Raw genomic sequence first — 14,997 nt, forward strand, 5'->3', positions numbered from 1 at the left:
GGTTCGGCTCCCGATCAGAAGCGGGTGGACAAGGTGACATCGACGCTGCGCGGCGCGCCGATATAGACTTGGCGGTCGCTATAGCCCGACCAATAGGCGTAGAAGGCATTGGCCAGGTTGCGGCCGCGCAGCATTATCGTGGCCCGGGGCAGGCGGTAGCTAAGCGCCGCCTCGAACAGGGTATAGCCGGCCACCGCCACGTCGTTGGCCGCGCTGGTATAGATGCGGCCGACGTGGCGCACGGTGCCGCTGACGGTCAGCGGTGTCGCCGCGACGGTGTAGAACAGCGTCACGTTGGCGAGCCGCTGCGGCACGTTGACGGGCCGGTTGCCCGACAGATCGACGCCGCCGGCGCCGGTCAGATCGTCGTAGCGCGCCTTGAGCAACGCGCCATTGGCGTCGATCGTCAGGTGGCGTGTGAGGGCACCGGTCAGCGCCAGTTCGACCCCGCGCGACGATTGCGCGCCACCCTGGAGCTGTACGCTCGGCTGGTTCGGATCGCGCGTGAGAATGCCGCTCTGCCGGAGCCAATAGCCGGCCGCGGTCAGCGTCACGCGGTCGCCGAACAGATCGGCCTTGAACCCGGCTTCGACCGCGTCGCCCTTGGTCAGATCGACGCTGGCGCGCAGCACGTTAGACAATAAGAGCGATCCGACCGGCGTGACGGCGTGGCTGTATTGCGCGTAGAGCTGCGTCTTGGACGCCACGTCATAGACCGTGCCGACCCTGCCGGAGACGGCATCGAAGGTGCGACCGAAGGTTTGGCGGGTGCCGACATTGAGATCGTCGATGCGCCGATCGAGCACGATATGATCGACGCGCAGCCCGGCGAGCAGCAGCCACTTGTCCGTCAAGTTGAGCGCGTCGTCGCCGAACAGCGCCCAGCTTTTCACCGTCGACGCGAAATCGGCGCGGTTGCCGGCGCCAGGGAAGTTCGCCGCGACATCGGCGGGGAAAGTGCCGCGTGCCGGATCGATCAGGCTGACGGAGATGGTGTCGCCGAAGCGCCGGATGGTGGCGAAGCTAGTCTGGTTATATTCGGCGCCGATGTTGATGCGGTTGCGCCGTCCGGCGAGCTGGACATCGCCCGTCAGATAGGCGCGGTTCGACCAAAAATCGTGATCGTGATAGATTTTGGTGGTGCTGCGATCGAGCCGCCCGCTCATCTCATTATAAGAAAAGTCCTCGGAATTCTCCCACTCGCGTGTGCCGTGATTGATGTTGGCCTCGTCGGTCAGCGTCCAGGCTTCGGTCAGCGCATAGGCGATGCGGGCACGGCCCCATGATGAGTCCGAATCCATGCGACCATCGGCGACATTGTAATTCTCGTCGCGCATCGCCCGATCGAGAACATAGCCATTGCTGGTCTGCACGACGCTCGAGGGACTGCGGGCGATGCTGCCGGGGACGAGCGGCGTGCCTTGATAGGGCGTCCGGTTGCGATCCTGGAAATAGTCGAACGCCAGCAGCACGGTCAGCCGGTCGCTGGGCGTGAGCACCAGGCTGGAGGTCGATTGGATCGTGCGCGTGTCGGTATCGTCGACATAGCCGGCGCTGCGGGCCATGCTGAGATCGGTGCGGAAGGCCGCGGTGGAGGACAGTGGCTGGTTGATGCCCAGGCCGAGCCGCATCGTATCGAAGCTGCCGTAACTCGCCAGCGCATCGACCTGGGTGGCGTCGACATTGGGCTTTTTGGGCACGAAATTGATCGCGCCGGCCAGCGCGCCATCGCCATAGAGGATCGACGCCGGGCCCTTGAGCACCTCGATCCGGGCGAAATTGAAGCTGTCGTAATTGCGGTTGAGGATGGTGGAATCGGCCACGCGCATGCCATCGAACAGATAGGACACCGCGCCGGTCGAGAAACCGCGGATCGTGGCGCTGGCCGGTTCGCCGGGCAGCAGGCCAGCCACCACGCCGGGCACGCTATCGAATATTTCGACCGCCGTGCGCAGGCCCTTGGCCTGCATCATGGCCTGGGTGACGACGTCGATGGTCGCCGGAGTCTCGCGATCGGTCAGGCCGAGGCGGCTGCCGGTTGCGCTCGGTTGATCGCGCTGGCGCGGATCGCGCTGCCCGGTGACGACGATATCGGAGGGCCCCGCCGCATCGTCCTGGTCGGCCGCCCCGGCGGGGGCGGCGAGCGCAAGGATCGACGCCGAGGCGGCGACGAGATGGTTGAGCATGATAGTCCCTGTCGGTCTGGCCGGCACGCGCGACGCGGGCCGGCACGAATGCCGTTATCGACGCGGCGGGGCCGCGCACGGAGGCCGCCGCGCATCGGCGGCGCCAGCGTGATCGACCGGCCGAAGCCGGTCAGGTCACGACGTCAGGGACACGGGCGGCCCGCGCAACGGCGGTCGCAGAAAGGCGGGCAGCGATACCCGCGCGCTGGCCATGACGCGAAAGACCGTGGCGAGGATGAAGGCCAGGGCGATGGCCAGCAGCAGCGGGTCGGTCGCCGCCATGGACGGCGTCGACAGGCCGGAAAAGGCGCAGGGCAGGTCCTTGCCTTGCGCCGGCTTGTCCTGATGATGCGTCATGCCGGGCATCGCCATGACCATCTTGGTGGGGGCGAAGCCCGAGCAGAGTTCGATGGTGATGCCGTTCGCCGACACGATTGGCATGAAGCCGGCGGGCACGATGACCTTCATGAGCAACGCCGCGGCAATCAGCCACATCGCCAGCAGACGGTGATCGCGGAGGTGGTGGCGGAGCGAGGTCACGCAGGCGGCCTAGGCCTCGATCAGGCCGATGTCACCCGGACATAATGCCCATGGGGCGGCGCGATGGTGGCGGCCGCCGAGCGGCACGACGGCCATCGGATCCGGGCGGACGACGCTTGCCCGTTCCCCGCGCCCGCGCTAGGGGCGGCGCATTCGCCAGGACCCGGTGCAATTCCGGGTGGCTCTTCCGGCCGCCGATCCGCCGGACAACGCACTTCGCATGCCACCGACGCCGCGCCGCACCGCCGGCGCCCATGCGACCTTTGCGGACATCTGCTATGACCATCCTCTCCCGTTACGCCCGGCAATGGGCCGACAGCCCCGCCGCTGCGCGCCGCGACGTCCTAGCCGGCATGGTCGGCACCTTCGCCCTGATCCCCGAAGTGATCGCCTTTTCCGCCGTGGCCGGGATCGACCCCGAGGTCGGCCTGTTCGCCTCGTTCGTGATCGGCATCGTCATCGCCGTGTCCGGCGGGCGCCCGGCGATGATCTCGGGCGCCGCCGGCTCGGTCGCGTTGGTCGCTGCCGCCCTGGTGCACAGCCATGGCCTGTCCTATCTGCTCGCCGCGACGATCCTCGCCGGGCTGCTGCAGATCCTGTTCGGGCTGTTGAAGCTCGACGTGCTGATGCGCTTCGTGTCGCGCTCGGTGCGCACCGGTTTCGTCAACGCGCTCGCCATCCTGATCTTCTCGGCGCAGGTGCCGCAGATGCTCGGCGTGACCTGGCACAGCTATGCGATGATCGCCGCGGGGCTGGCGATCATCTACCTGCTGCCGCGGGTCTCCACGGCGATTCCCTCGCCGCTGATCTGCATTATCGTGCTCACCGCGATCAGCATCGCTTTTCCGATGCCGCTCGCTACGATCGCCGATCTCGGCCGACTGCCCTCGGCGCTGCCTGTGCTGGCGTTTCCCGGCGTGCCGCTGGCCTGGGACACCGTGCGCATCGTCGCGCCCTATGCGCTGGCCATGGCTGCTGTGGGGCTGCTCGAATCGATGATGACCGCGCGCGTGGTCGACGATCTTACCGACACCACCAGTTCCAAGGCGCGCGAATGCACCGGGCTCGGCCTGGCCAACATCGCGGCGGGGCTGTTTGGCGGGATCGCCGGCTGCGGCATGATCGGCCAGACCGTCGGCAATGTCCGTTATGGCGGGAGGGGGCGGCTTTCGACCTTGGTCGCCGGCGTGTTCCTGCTCGTCGTGATGGTGCCGCTCCGGCCATGGGTGGCGCAGGTACCGGTGGCGGCGTTGGTGGCGATCATGATCATGGTCTCGGTCAGCACCTTCTCCTGGGCCTCGCTCGGCGATCTCGCGCGCCATCCCAAAGTGTCCGGCGCGGTGATGCTGGCAACGGTGGCGGTGACCGTGGCGACGCACGATCTGTCCGCCGGCGTGGGCGTCGGGGTGTTGCTCAGCGGCGTGTTCTTCGCCTTCAAGGTGACCAGGCTGATGGACGTGACCGTGGATTATGACGCGGCCAGCGATACGCGGTGTTATACCGTCAGCGGGCAGATCTTCTTCGCCAGCGCGGAGATTTTCGCCGACCGTTTCGCGCTCGGCGACACCGCGCGCCACGTCCGCATCGACCTCACGGCAGCGCATCTATGGGACATCACAGCGGTCGGCGCGCTGGAGGAGGTGGTGACCAAGATGCGCCGCCACGGGACCGAGGTCGCGCTGATCGGGCTAAACGCCGCCAGTGCCGTGCTCGTCGATCGCCATGCCCCCGGCATGTCCTGACAGCGCGGCCCAGGCGGCGATCTCTTGCGGGTAGCGCCGCGTGATCAGCAGATCGCTGGCCAGGCCGGTCGCGAGATCGACCTCGACCGTGCCGGCGAATTCCCAGGTGGCATTGCCCGACAGCCGCACCATGCCGTCGCTCTCGGCCTGCGCGCGCACCAGCCCCCCGCGGTTGAACACGGCGATCTCGGTCCCGAACGGTACCCGGCCGGTGAGGCATGCGGCAAAAGTCGACGCGGCCATGGCGCTGCCGCAACTGTCGGTCAGGCCGACGCCGCGTTCGTGCGTGCGCACGAACAGGTCGCCGCCGCGCTGCTCGACGAACGACACGTTGGCGCGGTTGGGCAACCAATAAGGCGCCGCTTCGCAGACCTCGCCCACGCGGACCAGTTCCGCCTCGTCGATCTGCTCGACGAAGCTGACCAGATGCGGGTTGGGCATGGCTACGGCAGTGAAGGTGCGCAAACTGGGCAGCATGGGGATGGTCTGCTCGACGATCTCCGGCCCCATGCCGGTCAGCGGCCAGACGGCGACATCGAGCGACGCAGGTCCGGCGACCTCGCGCACGGTATACACGCCGGGGGCCAGCGGCGCGTCCAATTCGGCCTGCGCGACCGACGTCTGCAGGCGCACCGCGGCGCGCGTCAGGCCGAGCGCCTCGAACCCGGCGCGCGCCACGCAGCGCACGCCGTTGAGGCAGGTCTCCGCCTCCGAGCCATCGGTGTTGAGCATGGTCATGCCGAACGGATGGCTCTTGTCGCCGGCGGTTAGGAGCAAGATGCCGTCGCCGCCGAGCACGCCGTTGCGATCGGCCAACGCGCGCGCCACGCTGGCCCAGGCGGCGGCATCCAGCGCGCTGCCGCGCGCGTCGATCAGCGGGAAATCGTTGCCCGAGCCGTGGCATTTGACGAAGTCGAAGTTCATGCCGCTGTCCCTATGCGCGCGCCGCGACGCCCGCAACTAGGGCACGGACGCACGGCTTGGATCAATGCTACCAGCGCAGCACATGTCCCGCATCGGGCTTGGCCTTGCCCGCGACCAGGTCGCGCCACACGCGCTGGTTCTGGTCGCTGCCGCGCGCCTGCTCGATCGTCACCCAGCCTTCCGCCTCGGCGACGAAGCCGCTCCAGCGCAACGCCACTGCGGCCTGGAACGCGTCCGCGCCGCCGTCCGCAATCATCGCCGCGGCGGCGTCCGGCGCGAAGAACCATAGCGGCTTGGGCCCCGCCACCATGGCGGCAGGCTCGGCATCGTGATGCGTCACGCCGACCTTGAGCACATGGGCCAGCGCCGCGCCCAGCCGCGCCGCCACCCCGGCCAGTACAGCGGCGTCGCCGGCAAAATCGACCAGCACCGCGGGCGCCACCGCCAACTCGTCCAGCGCATCATAGGCCAGGACCTGATCGTACAGCCCGGTGCGCTCGACAAAGGCGACATTGCCGGCGCTGGTCAGCCCCACGCGGCGCACCGCACGACTCGCCGCGCGCGCGACATGCGCCAGTCCGAGCGCGGTCTTGCTCGACGCGCTGGTCACGATCAGCGTCTCCGCGCCGTGCCAGGCGGCGCGGCGCAGCTGGTCCTCGATCAGGAAGCTCGTCAGGAACAGCGGCTCGAACAGCATCCGCGCGTCCTCACGCGCCGGATCATGCGCCGGATCGTGCGCCAGCCGGCGATACTGGTTGTAGACCGTGGCCATCGGCTGGCGATGCGCCGCCAGGTCGCGGAACAGCCCGGCGGAGATTTTGCCCGGCGCGACGATCAGATGCGTGGCGATGGGCAGATAGCCGTAGACCCGCTCGCCCACCGCGATCTCGGCATGGCGCGAGGCGGTCACGCGGGCATGGCCCCAGACCGGCACGATGCCCCAGCCCTCGGGTGCGGGGAAGAAGTCCCAATAGCGCATCGTCTCGCCGACTACGGCATAGGTAACGTTGTTGGCGGTCAGCGCGAACGCCTCGATCTCGAGCAGCACCTCGCCCTCGCCGGGCTCCGGCGCCAGCGTCTCGTTGATCGCGATCTGCGCCAGGGCGTCGCGCCGCACCATCATCTCGCGCTTTACCGGCATAGCTTGCTCCCCCCGGCGATTTGCCGCTGCGGCATCTTGCGACCGGCGCGCGCGCTTTGCAAACGATGCCGCAGGCCAGCATACGATAACCAAATGGGATAATTCAGCTTGAAATCGCCACGCTCATCAGGTACATATCAGGAACGATGAAGAATTGCGAGTCGGGCGCTGCGGCGTTCGGTGACGGGCCGGGGCGGTGACGCCTGCCGGCCCTTTTGCGTGTCAGGGGAGCGGACGATGGCCGATATCGGGGGCAGCAACAGGCGGTCGATGCAGGTGCGCGCGGTGCGCAAGGATGGGTGGACCAAGGCCAAGCGCACCATTTTCCTGTCGACGCTGGCGGCAAGCTGCAACGTGGTGGCGGCGGCACGGGCGGCGGGCATGGCGACCTGGTCGGTGCACAAATTGCGCAAGCGCGATGGCGAATTCGCGGTGCTGTGGCACGAGGCACTGGAGGCGGGGTACGAGCGGCTGGAAAGCGAATTGCTGGCGCGCGCGCTGGGGCAGGCGTCGAGCGGCGACAATCCGAGCCGCGACGAGATCGCTGTGCCGCCGGACGATTTGGCACCGTTCGACCTCGCGCTGGCCATCCAAGTGCTCAAGCTACGCGCCGATCTGGGGCGGGATCGCCGCAAGACCAAAGCGCGCCAGCCGGTGGCCAAGACGCAAGCCGAGGTCGATGCCGCCTTGCTCAAGCGGCTGGATGCCCTGGCGGCGCAGCGACGCCGCGAGCGCGGAGAGGGAGACGCATGAGCGAGGAGCGGCCGCTGGGACGGCGTGCGCTGATCGAACGGCTGAGCGCGCTCGACGCGCGGGATCGGTATCTCGAGGTGATGAAACTGCCCGAGCGCGACCGGCGCAACTTGTTCGACGACTGGATCAATTGGGCACAGGCCAAGCAACTCGCCCCGGTCGGCGACTGGCGCGTCTGGGTGATCCGCGCCGGGCGTGGCTTCGGCAAGACGCTGGCCGGCGCGCAGTGGGTGAGCGAGGTGGCGCGCACCACACCGGAGGCGAAAATCGCGCTGATCGGCGCGACGATGGACGAGGTGTGGCGCGTGATGATCGAAGGCGAGGCCGGGCTACAGGCGGCGGCGCGGTCGGACGAGCCAATGGGTGGCGCAAGACGGCGGGAGTGATAGAATTCGCCTCCGGCGCGACGGGCTATATCTATTCCGCGGCCGCGCCGGGTAAATTGCGTGGGCCCGAGCACCATGTCGCCTGGTGCGACGAACTGGCCAAGTGGCGCTATGGCGACGCGGCGTGGGACAATATGGTGTTGGGCTTGCGCGGCGGCGAGCGCCCGCGCGTGCTGGTGACGACCACGCCCCGGCCGACCGACCTGATGCGTCGGGTGGAATCAGGCAAAGGCGTGGTGGTGCAGATCGGCAGGACGGCGGACAATCCGCATCTGCCGGAAAGCTACATCGCCGCGGTGACTGACCTGTATGGCGGCACGCGGCTCGGGCGGCAGGAGCTGGAAGGCGAATTGCTCGACGATATCGAGGGCGCGCTGTGGACGCGGGCGATGATCGACGCGGCCCGGGTCGAGGCCGCGCCGGCGCTGCGCCGCGTGGTGGTGGCGGTGGATCCGCCGGCGGGAAGCGACGGCGATGCGTGCGGCATCGTGTGCGTGGCGCTGGGCGAGGATGGGCGCGGCTATGTGATTGCCGACGCCAGCGTGGCGGGCAAATCGCCCGAGGGCTGGGCGCGGGCGGTCGCCGATTGCGCCGCGCTGCACGGCGCGGACCGGGTGGTGGCGGAGAAGAACCAGGGCGGCGAGATGGTGGCCGCGGTGTTGCACGCGGCGGATGCGGTGCTGCCGCTGACGTTGGTCCAAGCGTCGCGTGGCAAAATCGCCCGCGCGGAACCGGTGGCGGCGCTCTATGGGCGCGGGCGCATCAGCCATGTCGGGGCGCTCGACGCCCTGGAGAAGGAATTGTGCGGGATGGTGGTGGGCGGGTCTATCGCGGGCCGGGGCGCTCGCCGGATCGCGCCGATGCCTTGGTGTGGGGGCTGAGCGAATTGATGCTGCGCAAGAAGGGCGCGGCGGCGGTGCGGGGCTTGTGATCTTCCCGCGCGGTGGTGCGTTGTCGGGTCAGCAAGGAGATGCGTGATGACCGACGAAACACCCGATATCGGCCCCGACAACGGCCAACGGCCACCCTTCGCCAAGCCGATCGACAAGAGCCTTGGCGCGATCGGCACCGGCGGCGGCTATTCGGGGCAGGAATATGATTCCGCCGGGCAGGAGGATTGGCGGCGGCGGCAGGATAAGCTGGCGGTCGATCCGGGCGGCAAGGTCGAGGGATCGGGGGCCGGGGCCGGCGGCGCGCCGGGCGAGGATTATGACGATGACACGAGCAACGGGGCAGGGCCGCCGCCGACAGGCACGTGAGGGGCGGGTACGTGACGGTGGCGCCAGCGCCGTGATCTGCGTATCGCGGCGGCCACAGATGAGGGAAGCCGATGGTACCGCGTGAATTGATCGATGTGGCCGAGGTGCCGGGCGGGGAACCGCTGCGGCTGTTCCGGCGGGGCGCGGATCATATGATCGTGCTCGAGCGCAACGAATTGATGAACAGCCGGATGAGCGGGTCGGAAGAGGCGCTCGCCGTGATGACGTGCGAGCGGTTGCGCGCAAGGGCCGGCGGGCTGGCAGGTTTGCGCATGCTGATCGGCGGGTACGGCATGGGCTTTACGCTGCGCGCGGCCTTGGCCGAGGTCGGGCCGGATGCGCGGATCGAAGTGGCCGAGCTGGTGCCCAAGATCATCGAATGGGCCGAGGGGCCGATGGCGGATCTTACGGCTGGGTGTCTGGACGATCCTCGCGTGAGCCTGGTGATGGAGGATGTCGCGGCGCCGATCTTCGACGGGACGGAGACGTATGACGCGATCCTGCTGGATGTCGATAACGGGCCCGACGGGCTGGTGCGGCCGAGCAACGGGCGGTTGTATTCGGCGCGTGGGCTGGCGGCGGCGAAGAATGCGTTGTCGCCGGGCGGCGTGCTGGCGGTGTGGTCGGCGGCGTCGGATCCGAAGTTTCTCAAGCGGCTCGGCGATGCCGGGTTTGCGGTGGACGAGGTGGCGGTCAAGGCGCGGAGCAACGGCAAGGGGCCGCGGCACGTAATCTGGTTCGCGACCAAGGGGTAAGGCTTCCAGCTGCCGTCATCCTGAACTCGTTTCATGATCCATCGGGCGGCTAAGTCCCAGACAAGAGGGTGAGCGTCGCCATACTGGCACAATGGATCCTGAAACGAGTTCAGGATGACGGCGCTTTTGGAGGCGAGCCGTGTCCGACATGGTCGGGCGGCTTGTGCTGACTTGCGCTTTTCAGGAGCACAACATGAAACTTTTCGGCCGGAAATCGGCCGGGCGCGATGACTCGCGCCCGGTTTTGTCGCGTGTCGGCGCCTCTCGCGTAATGGCGGATTGGCCGGTGAGTTACGAGGCGCAGGTGCGCGAGGCGTATCTCGGCAATGCCATTGCGCAGCGCGCGGTACGGGTGGTGGCGGATGGGCTGGGCGAGGCGCCGCTCACTGTGTCGTCGCCCGAGCTGGAGGTGTTGGTGCGGGCGCGGTCGGGGGGGCAGGCTCTGCTCGCGACGGTGGCGGCACACTTGCTGTTGCACGGCAATGCCTGGCGGCACGCATTGGGTGCCGGCGGGCGCGACGATGGGCGTGGCGACATTGGGCGTGCTGGCGAGCGTGCCGGGGCTGGGGTCGGCTGAACTGGTCGATCGGATCAACGCGTTCGAGGTCGATCTGGCGCACACGGCGATGACGTTGGTTAGCGTCGATGACGCGGCGTTGGATGCGGGCGCAAATATCGCGCTGGTAGGGGGCGAGCTGCTGCAGTTTGGATCGGCGACGCAGATCAGCGCGACCCGCTGGCGGCTGTCGATCTTGCTGCGCGGACGGCGCGGAACGGAGGCGGCGATCGGCATGCAGATGCCGGGAGACCGCTTCGCGCTGATCGAAGCGGCGGCAGCGAGCGGGATCGACCTGCCGCTGGCGAGCATCGGATCGGTCGCGACCGTGCTTGCCTCAAGCGTCGGCGACGTGGCCGGGCCGGTGATGCTGGCGACAACGGTGGCGGGGCGCCCGGTGCTGCCGCCCGCGCCGGTGCATCTCGTCGCGACCTTATTGGCTGGGGGCGACATGCGACTCGACTGGGTGCGGCGCAGCCGCGCGGGCTGGCGCTGGATCGACGGCGCCGACTCGCCGCTTGGCGAGGAACGCGAAGCCTACCGGGTGACGCTGCTGCCGACTGCCGGCGCCGTGCGGACGATCGAGACGCTGGTCGCGGCGGTGATCATTCCGGCGAGCGACCGGGCGGGCGGGCCGGTGACCGTGCAGGTCCGCCAGGCTGGCGCGCACGGCGAATCGCCGCCGGCCGAGATCGTGCTGTCAGCTTTGTAAGGAGAGATGCCATGAGCGACACCACCGCGCGGCTGGGCCTGCCGATGATCCGGCCGGGCCAGGCGCAAAAAGAACTTTCGCATAATGAAGCATTGGCAGTGATCGATCTGCTGATCGGCGCGCAGGCGAGCGCCTTTGGGCTTAATACACCGCCGACTGCGCCGGCGCCGGGCGCCGCCTGGGTGGTCGGATCGGCACCGCTCGGCGCCTGGGCGGGCAAGGCCGGGCAGGTCGCCGGCTGGACCGAGGGCGGCTGGCGGTTCGTCGCCCCAGTCGAAAGTCTTGTCGTATGGATCGTCGAAGCGGCTGTGATCGCCCGCTTTTCGGGTGGCGCCTGGGTGGTGGGCGAGCTGACCGGGAGTCGGGTGGTGATCGATGGAGTGCGCGTGGTGGGGGCGCGGCAACCGGCGGTGGCCAGTCCCAGCGGTGGCACGACGGTCGATACGCAGGCGCGCGCCGCACTGGCCGCGCTGCTCACTGCGGTGCGTGCGCATGGCCTGATTGCGCCCTGATTCCACCCGAATCTGTTGCGCTTCGGCAACAGCACGCAGAATAGTTCCACTTGCGTGGAAACCAAGTGTTGGGTAGTGAGTTTGCGCTGTCCGAGTGACACTGACGAAAGGGGATTTTTATGCGGAAGCTTGCCATCGCAATGGCGCTTGCCTCCACTGCACTAGCCACACCTGCCCTCGCACGCGACGATTCGTGGTACGTGGGCGTCGAGGGTGGCGCAATGATCGTGGAAGACATCGATTTTGATATCGCCGGTTCGACGGCGGCATCGACCGGCGTCGGTACGGTCAACAGTGACTATGGTTACGACGTTGACGGCCTGATCGGTTATGATTTCGGCGGGTTCCGTCTTGAAGCCGAAGTCGGCTACAAGTCGGCTACGCTCGATGATTATGCATCGACGGCGCGGACGCCGGTTTATGGTGACAATGGCGCACTGACGTCCACCACGGCTGGAACGTTCAACTATGCTGGCGGTCGCACTTCGGCGCTCAGCTTCATGGTCAATGGCCTGCTCGACTTCGGCGACGATGACGGCATCCAGGGCTTTGTCGGCGGCGGCGTCGGCGTCGCTCGCGTCAAGGCGAGCGGCTATGCGCTCAACACCAATGGCGACTTCCTCGACGACTCCGACACGCGCTTCGCGTGGCAGGGCCTGGCAGGCGTTCGCGCTCCGCTGAGCAGCCATCTCGACGCAACGCTGAAGTATCGCTTCTTCAACGTCGACGATGTTCGTTTGGTCGACGTTGCCGGCAGCCAGTATGAGGGCCGGTTCCGGTCGCACAGCATCCTGGGTGGCCTGACCTACAACTTCGGCGAACCGGCAGCTCCGCCGCCGCCGCCGCCTCCGCCCCCGCCGCCTCCTCCCCCGCCGCCGCCAGCTGTTGAGCCGGTTGTGGTCTGCTCGCCAGGACCGTATATCGTGTTCTTCGAGTGGGATAAGTCGGACATCACGCCGCAGGCAGCCTCGCTGCTCGACGGTGCGATCTCGCAGTACCAGAATTGCGGCAACACGCAGGTCATGCTGGCCGGCCACGCCGATAAGTCGGGTTCGGCGAGCTACAACGTCGGTCTGTCGCAGCGTCGCGCAGATGCGGTGAAGTCGTACCTCACGTCGCGTTCGGTTCCGGAAGCAGTGATCACGTCTTCGGCATTCGGCGAAAGCCGTCCGCGCGTCGAGACCGCCGATGGCGTTCGCGAGCTGGAAAACCGTCGCGTGGAAATCCAGTATGGACCTGGTTCGGGGCAGTAAGCTTCAAACCAGTTTCTACGGACTACAGGAAGGAGGTCAGCGTTGCTGGCCTCCTTTTTGTTTGTGCGGCGGAGATGGGCACCGCGGCTATGCTGCCGTCGGCGCAGAAACGTCGATGAGCGGGTCGTCCCGCAAGTATCGCCGTCATCCTGAACGGGGTTCAGGATCCGCTGGGCGGCTAAGTTCGGAGTAGAGGCCCGAGCATTGTTCGGCCGGCGCAATGGATCCTAAATCGAGTTTAGGATGGCGGTGTTTGGGCGCCCGTCAGGCTAGCTCAGGCGATGCGCTCCGGGACCGCGGCGGCGTCTTGCGCGATCGCCAAATCGGGGGCGACGGCTTCCCAGGGGAAGATAAACCAGTCCTTGGTGTCGCGGCGATCGATCGTGCGGGCGCGATAGTCGACCGTCTGCGTCGAACTGACATTGTCGATCAGCGTGGCGAAGCGGATCGCGCCGGGCGCGGCGCCGCCGGCCGCCAGTTTCTCGCGCAGATGCCCGATCGTGCGGCCCGAATCGTTGATATCGTCGAGGAACAGCAGTTGCTCGCCAGCTTGGCTACGCTGGGCCAGCTTGGCCAATGGCGCGTCGGCGAAATCCTTCACCTGGCTGGAATAGTCGACCGACAGCATGGGCAGGCCAGTGGCGTGACTTAGGAACACCGCGGGAACGAGGCCACCGCGCCCGACGCCGATAATGAAATCGGGCTTCCAGCTATCGCTATCGAGCAACGCGGCCAAGGTGCGGATCGCGGCGACGAAATCGTCCTGCGGGATCGGCGTGAAGATCGTCATGCGGCCTGCGCCACATAGGCGTCGAGCGTGGCAAGGTGCGCGGCGACGGCGTCGTCGGCCAGGAAGCTGCCGAGGAACGAGTTGCGCGCGAGCAAGGCGAGATCGTCGCGGTCGAGCGCGCGACCGGAGGCAGCGGCGCGGTAATTATCGGCGATATAGCCGCCGAAATAGGCTGGATCGTCGGAATTGATCGTCGCGCGCAGGCCTTCGCGGAGCATGCGGTCGATCGGATGATCGTTCATGTCGCCGACCACGCAAAGCTTCAGGTTGGACAGCGGACAGACGGTCAGCGTCATCGCCGTGCGCGCGAGGCGGGCGGTGAGCACCGGATCCTCAAGACTGCGATTGCCATGATCGAGCCGGTCGATATCGAGCAGGTCGAGCGCTTCATAGACATATTCCGGCGGGCCTTCCTCACCGGCATGAGCAACGAGCTTGAGCCCTTCGGCGCGGGCGGCGGCGAAGACACGGGCGAATTTGCTTGGCGGGTGGCCCAGTTCCGAGGAATCGAGCCCGACGGCGTCGATCTGGCCGAGCCAGGGCCGCGCCGCCTCCAGCGTGGCGAAGGCGTCGTCCTCGTCGAGATGGCGCAGGAACGACATGATCAGCTTGGTAGTCATACCGTGGCGCGCTTGTGCCTCGGCCATGCCGGCGAGCAGGCCTTCGATTACCGTGCCGAAGGGGATGTCGCGGGCGGTGTGCGTTTGCGGATCGAACATGATTTCGGCATGGACGACGCCGTCGGCGGCCGCGCGATCGAAATAGGCCACGGCCAGATCGTGGAAATCCTGTTCGGTGCGCAGCACGTCGGCACCGGCATAATAGATGTCCAGGAAATCCTGCAGGTTGGAGAAGTCGTACGCCGCGCGGACTTCTTCGACGCTGGCATAGGGGATGGCGACCTGGTTGCGCTCGGCCAGCGCGAACATCAGTTCGGGTTCGAGGCTGCCCTCGATGTGCAGGTGAAGTTCGGCCTTGGGCAGGCCGGCGATGAAATCGGTGTCGGTCATGTGCGCATCATCGCCCGATCGCCGCTGGCGGGCAAGCATTCAGCGTATCCGCGTCCAGGTCTGACTCTTGCAGCCGATCCCGGCAAACACGCAGCCTTCGCCGACGAGCGTGTTGGGGCCGGTCTGTTCGATCGTGCCCGAGACGGTCTGGCCGATATCGGGGATCAACACGCTACCGCTCCACAGGCCGCGTTGCTCCTCGATGAAATTCCGGAACAGCATCGCGCCGACCAGCGGCCCGCCGCCGCCCGCCGCGGCGTCGTCCTGCGCCTTGGGGCTCGCCCAGACGACCTTGCCGCACATCGCCTGGCCGCAGCGCTGGAAAACGACGCGTACCGACTTGTGCGGGTTGGTCCATACGCCCTTGGGGGGTGCGGCCAGCGCCGCCACCGCCGGGAGCAGCGCCAGCGGGGCGGCGGCCATCGCCATCATTATGCGTGTCATCGGCTTACCTGCGGGCCAGAGGGGGGCTTCGTCA

The 14,997-nt window shown here is 67.5% G+C and carries 15 protein-coding genes, 1 pseudogene and 1 other annotated feature; of the genes and pseudogenes, 9 read left to right on the forward strand and 7 right to left on the reverse strand.

Translation table 11 applies throughout. The annotated features are described in order from the left end of the window. Nucleotides 1-14: 14 nt before the first annotated feature. Nucleotides 15-2,186 carry a TonB-dependent receptor gene (locus U1739_RS17360; protein ID WP_332709847.1) on the reverse strand — a complete coding sequence of 724 codons (2,172 nt, stop codon included), beginning with the start codon at nt 2,184-2,186 and terminating at the stop codon, nt 15-17. Between the two features lie 135 nt (nt 2,187-2,321). Continuing rightward, nucleotides 2,322-2,726, reverse strand: coding sequence for a DUF2946 family protein (locus U1739_RS17365; RefSeq protein ID WP_332709848.1), 405 nt, complete (start codon nt 2,724-2,726; stop codon nt 2,322-2,324). A gap of 156 nt (nt 2,727-2,882) precedes the next feature. Beyond that, nucleotides 2,883-2,938, forward strand: a sequence feature (sul1 is cis-regulatory element that is thought to sense ions involved in sulfur or methionine metabolism; They are found in Alphaproteobacteria). 66 nt (nt 2,939-3,004) lie between these two features. Here U1739_RS17365 and U1739_RS17370 point away from each other — a divergent pair. Further along, nucleotides 3,005-4,468 (forward strand): SulP family inorganic anion transporter, encoded by a 1,464-nt coding sequence (locus U1739_RS17370; protein WP_332709850.1) that lies wholly within the window; start codon nt 3,005-3,007, stop codon nt 4,466-4,468. Here the strand turns inward: U1739_RS17370 and dapF are convergent. Both dapF and U1739_RS17380 read right to left on the reverse strand, forming a co-directional pair. Next, nucleotides 4,415-5,392, reverse strand: coding sequence for a diaminopimelate epimerase (gene dapF / locus U1739_RS17375; RefSeq protein ID WP_332709851.1), 978 nt, complete (start codon nt 5,390-5,392; stop codon nt 4,415-4,417). The genes U1739_RS17370 and dapF overlap by 54 nt on opposite strands. Before the next feature lie 67 nt (nt 5,393-5,459). Next, a complete protein-coding gene (locus U1739_RS17380) occupies nt 5,460-6,533 on the reverse strand; it encodes a DUF2855 family protein (RefSeq protein WP_332709852.1) in 1,074 nt (357 codons plus the stop codon). A 237-nt stretch (nt 6,534-6,770) separates the two neighbouring features. Here U1739_RS17380 and U1739_RS17385 point away from each other — a divergent pair, with 237 nt between their 5' ends. The 8 genes and pseudogenes from U1739_RS17385 (at nt 6,771) to U1739_RS17420 (ending at nt 12,719) form a co-directional block, all read left to right on the forward strand. Continuing rightward, entirely contained in the window at nt 6,771-7,286 is a 516-nt protein-coding gene (locus U1739_RS17385) for a hypothetical protein (RefSeq protein ID WP_332709853.1), read from the forward strand. After that, nucleotides 7,283-8,603, forward strand: a pseudogene (locus tag U1739_RS17390) (DNA-packaging protein). Before U1739_RS17385 ends, U1739_RS17390 begins: the two are co-directional and overlap by 4 nt. Nucleotides 8,604-8,649: 46 nt before the next feature. Next, on the forward strand, nt 8,650-8,931 hold the full coding sequence (locus U1739_RS17395) for a hypothetical protein (protein ID WP_332709854.1): 282 nt from the start codon (nt 8,650-8,652) through the stop codon (nt 8,929-8,931). 71 nt (nt 8,932-9,002) lie between these two features. Beyond that, entirely contained in the window at nt 9,003-9,686 is a 684-nt protein-coding gene (locus tag U1739_RS17400) for a spermidine synthase (protein WP_332709855.1), read from the forward strand. A 193-nt stretch (nt 9,687-9,879) separates the two neighbouring features. After that, nucleotides 9,880-10,263: a hypothetical protein gene (locus U1739_RS17405; protein ID WP_332709856.1), complete on the forward strand. Its 384-nt coding sequence runs from the start codon at nt 9,880-9,882 to the stop codon at nt 10,261-10,263. Continuing rightward, the gene (locus U1739_RS17410; RefSeq protein WP_332709857.1) at nt 10,169-10,954 is read left to right on the forward strand and encodes a GTA baseplate fiber-binding domain-containing protein; all 786 of its coding nucleotides are present in this window, start codon (nt 10,169-10,171) and stop codon (nt 10,952-10,954) included. Before U1739_RS17405 ends, U1739_RS17410 begins: the two co-directional genes overlap by 95 nt. Nucleotides 10,955-10,965: 11 nt before the next feature. Further along, a complete protein-coding gene (locus tag U1739_RS17415; RefSeq protein ID WP_332709859.1) occupies nt 10,966-11,466 on the forward strand; it encodes a DUF2793 domain-containing protein in 501 nt (166 codons plus the stop codon). A gap of 119 nt (nt 11,467-11,585) precedes the next feature. Next, on the forward strand, nt 11,586-12,719 hold the full coding sequence (locus U1739_RS17420; protein WP_332709861.1) for an OmpA family protein: 1,134 nt from the start codon (nt 11,586-11,588) through the stop codon (nt 12,717-12,719). Between the two features lie 274 nt (nt 12,720-12,993). On the opposite strand, the gene U1739_RS17425 is transcribed toward U1739_RS17420, so the two are convergent. From U1739_RS17425 to U1739_RS17435, 3 genes are read right to left on the reverse strand one after another with little or no spacing between them, the layout of a single operon-like run. Beyond that, nucleotides 12,994-13,509: a phosphoribosyltransferase gene (locus tag U1739_RS17425; RefSeq protein ID WP_332709862.1), complete on the reverse strand. Its 516-nt coding sequence runs from the start codon at nt 13,507-13,509 to the stop codon at nt 12,994-12,996. Next, nucleotides 13,506-14,519, reverse strand: coding sequence for an adenosine deaminase (locus tag U1739_RS17430; RefSeq protein WP_332709863.1), 1,014 nt, complete (start codon nt 14,517-14,519; stop codon nt 13,506-13,508). The genes U1739_RS17425 and U1739_RS17430 overlap by 4 nt, the downstream gene beginning before the upstream one ends. Before the next feature lie 39 nt (nt 14,520-14,558). Continuing rightward, a complete protein-coding gene (locus U1739_RS17435; RefSeq protein ID WP_332709865.1) occupies nt 14,559-14,963 on the reverse strand; it encodes a DUF2147 domain-containing protein in 405 nt (134 codons plus the stop codon). Between the last annotated feature and the right edge of the window lie 34 nt (nt 14,964-14,997).

The organism is Parasphingomonas puruogangriensis, from assembly GCF_036663635.1.
Classification (GTDB): domain Bacteria; phylum Pseudomonadota; class Alphaproteobacteria; order Sphingomonadales; family Sphingomonadaceae; genus Sphingomonas.

Excerpts from the sequence above, each read along its gene's own strand:
- U1739_RS17360 (WP_332709847.1), bottom strand. The coding sequence starts at position 2,186 with ATGCTCAACCATCTCGTCGCCGCCTCGGCGTCGATCCTTGCGCTCGCC.
- U1739_RS17370 (WP_332709850.1), top strand. The coding sequence starts at position 3,005 with ATGACCATCCTCTCCCGTTACGCCCGGCAATGGGCCGACAGCCCCGCC.
- dapF (WP_332709851.1), bottom strand. The coding sequence starts at position 5,392 with ATGAACTTCGACTTCGTCAAATGCCACGGCTCGGGCAACGATTTCCCG.
- U1739_RS17380 (WP_332709852.1), bottom strand. The coding sequence starts at position 6,533 with ATGCCGGTAAAGCGCGAGATGATGGTGCGGCGCGACGCCCTGGCGCAG.
- U1739_RS17385 (WP_332709853.1), top strand. The coding sequence starts at position 6,771 with ATGGCCGATATCGGGGGCAGCAACAGGCGGTCGATGCAGGTGCGCGCG.
- U1739_RS17395 (WP_332709854.1), top strand. The coding sequence starts at position 8,650 with ATGACCGACGAAACACCCGATATCGGCCCCGACAACGGCCAACGGCCA.
- U1739_RS17400 (WP_332709855.1), top strand. The coding sequence starts at position 9,003 with ATGGTACCGCGTGAATTGATCGATGTGGCCGAGGTGCCGGGCGGGGAA.
- U1739_RS17405 (WP_332709856.1), top strand. The coding sequence starts at position 9,880 with ATGAAACTTTTCGGCCGGAAATCGGCCGGGCGCGATGACTCGCGCCCG.
- U1739_RS17410 (WP_332709857.1), top strand. The coding sequence starts at position 10,169 with ATGCCTGGCGGCACGCATTGGGTGCCGGCGGGCGCGACGATGGGCGTG.
- U1739_RS17415 (WP_332709859.1), top strand. The coding sequence starts at position 10,966 with ATGAGCGACACCACCGCGCGGCTGGGCCTGCCGATGATCCGGCCGGGC.
- U1739_RS17420 (WP_332709861.1), top strand. The coding sequence starts at position 11,586 with ATGCGGAAGCTTGCCATCGCAATGGCGCTTGCCTCCACTGCACTAGCC.
- U1739_RS17425 (WP_332709862.1), bottom strand. The coding sequence starts at position 13,509 with ATGACGATCTTCACGCCGATCCCGCAGGACGATTTCGTCGCCGCGATC.
- U1739_RS17430 (WP_332709863.1), bottom strand. The coding sequence starts at position 14,519 with ATGACCGACACCGATTTCATCGCCGGCCTGCCCAAGGCCGAACTTCAC.
- U1739_RS17435 (WP_332709865.1), bottom strand. The coding sequence starts at position 14,963 with ATGACACGCATAATGATGGCGATGGCCGCCGCCCCGCTGGCGCTGCTC.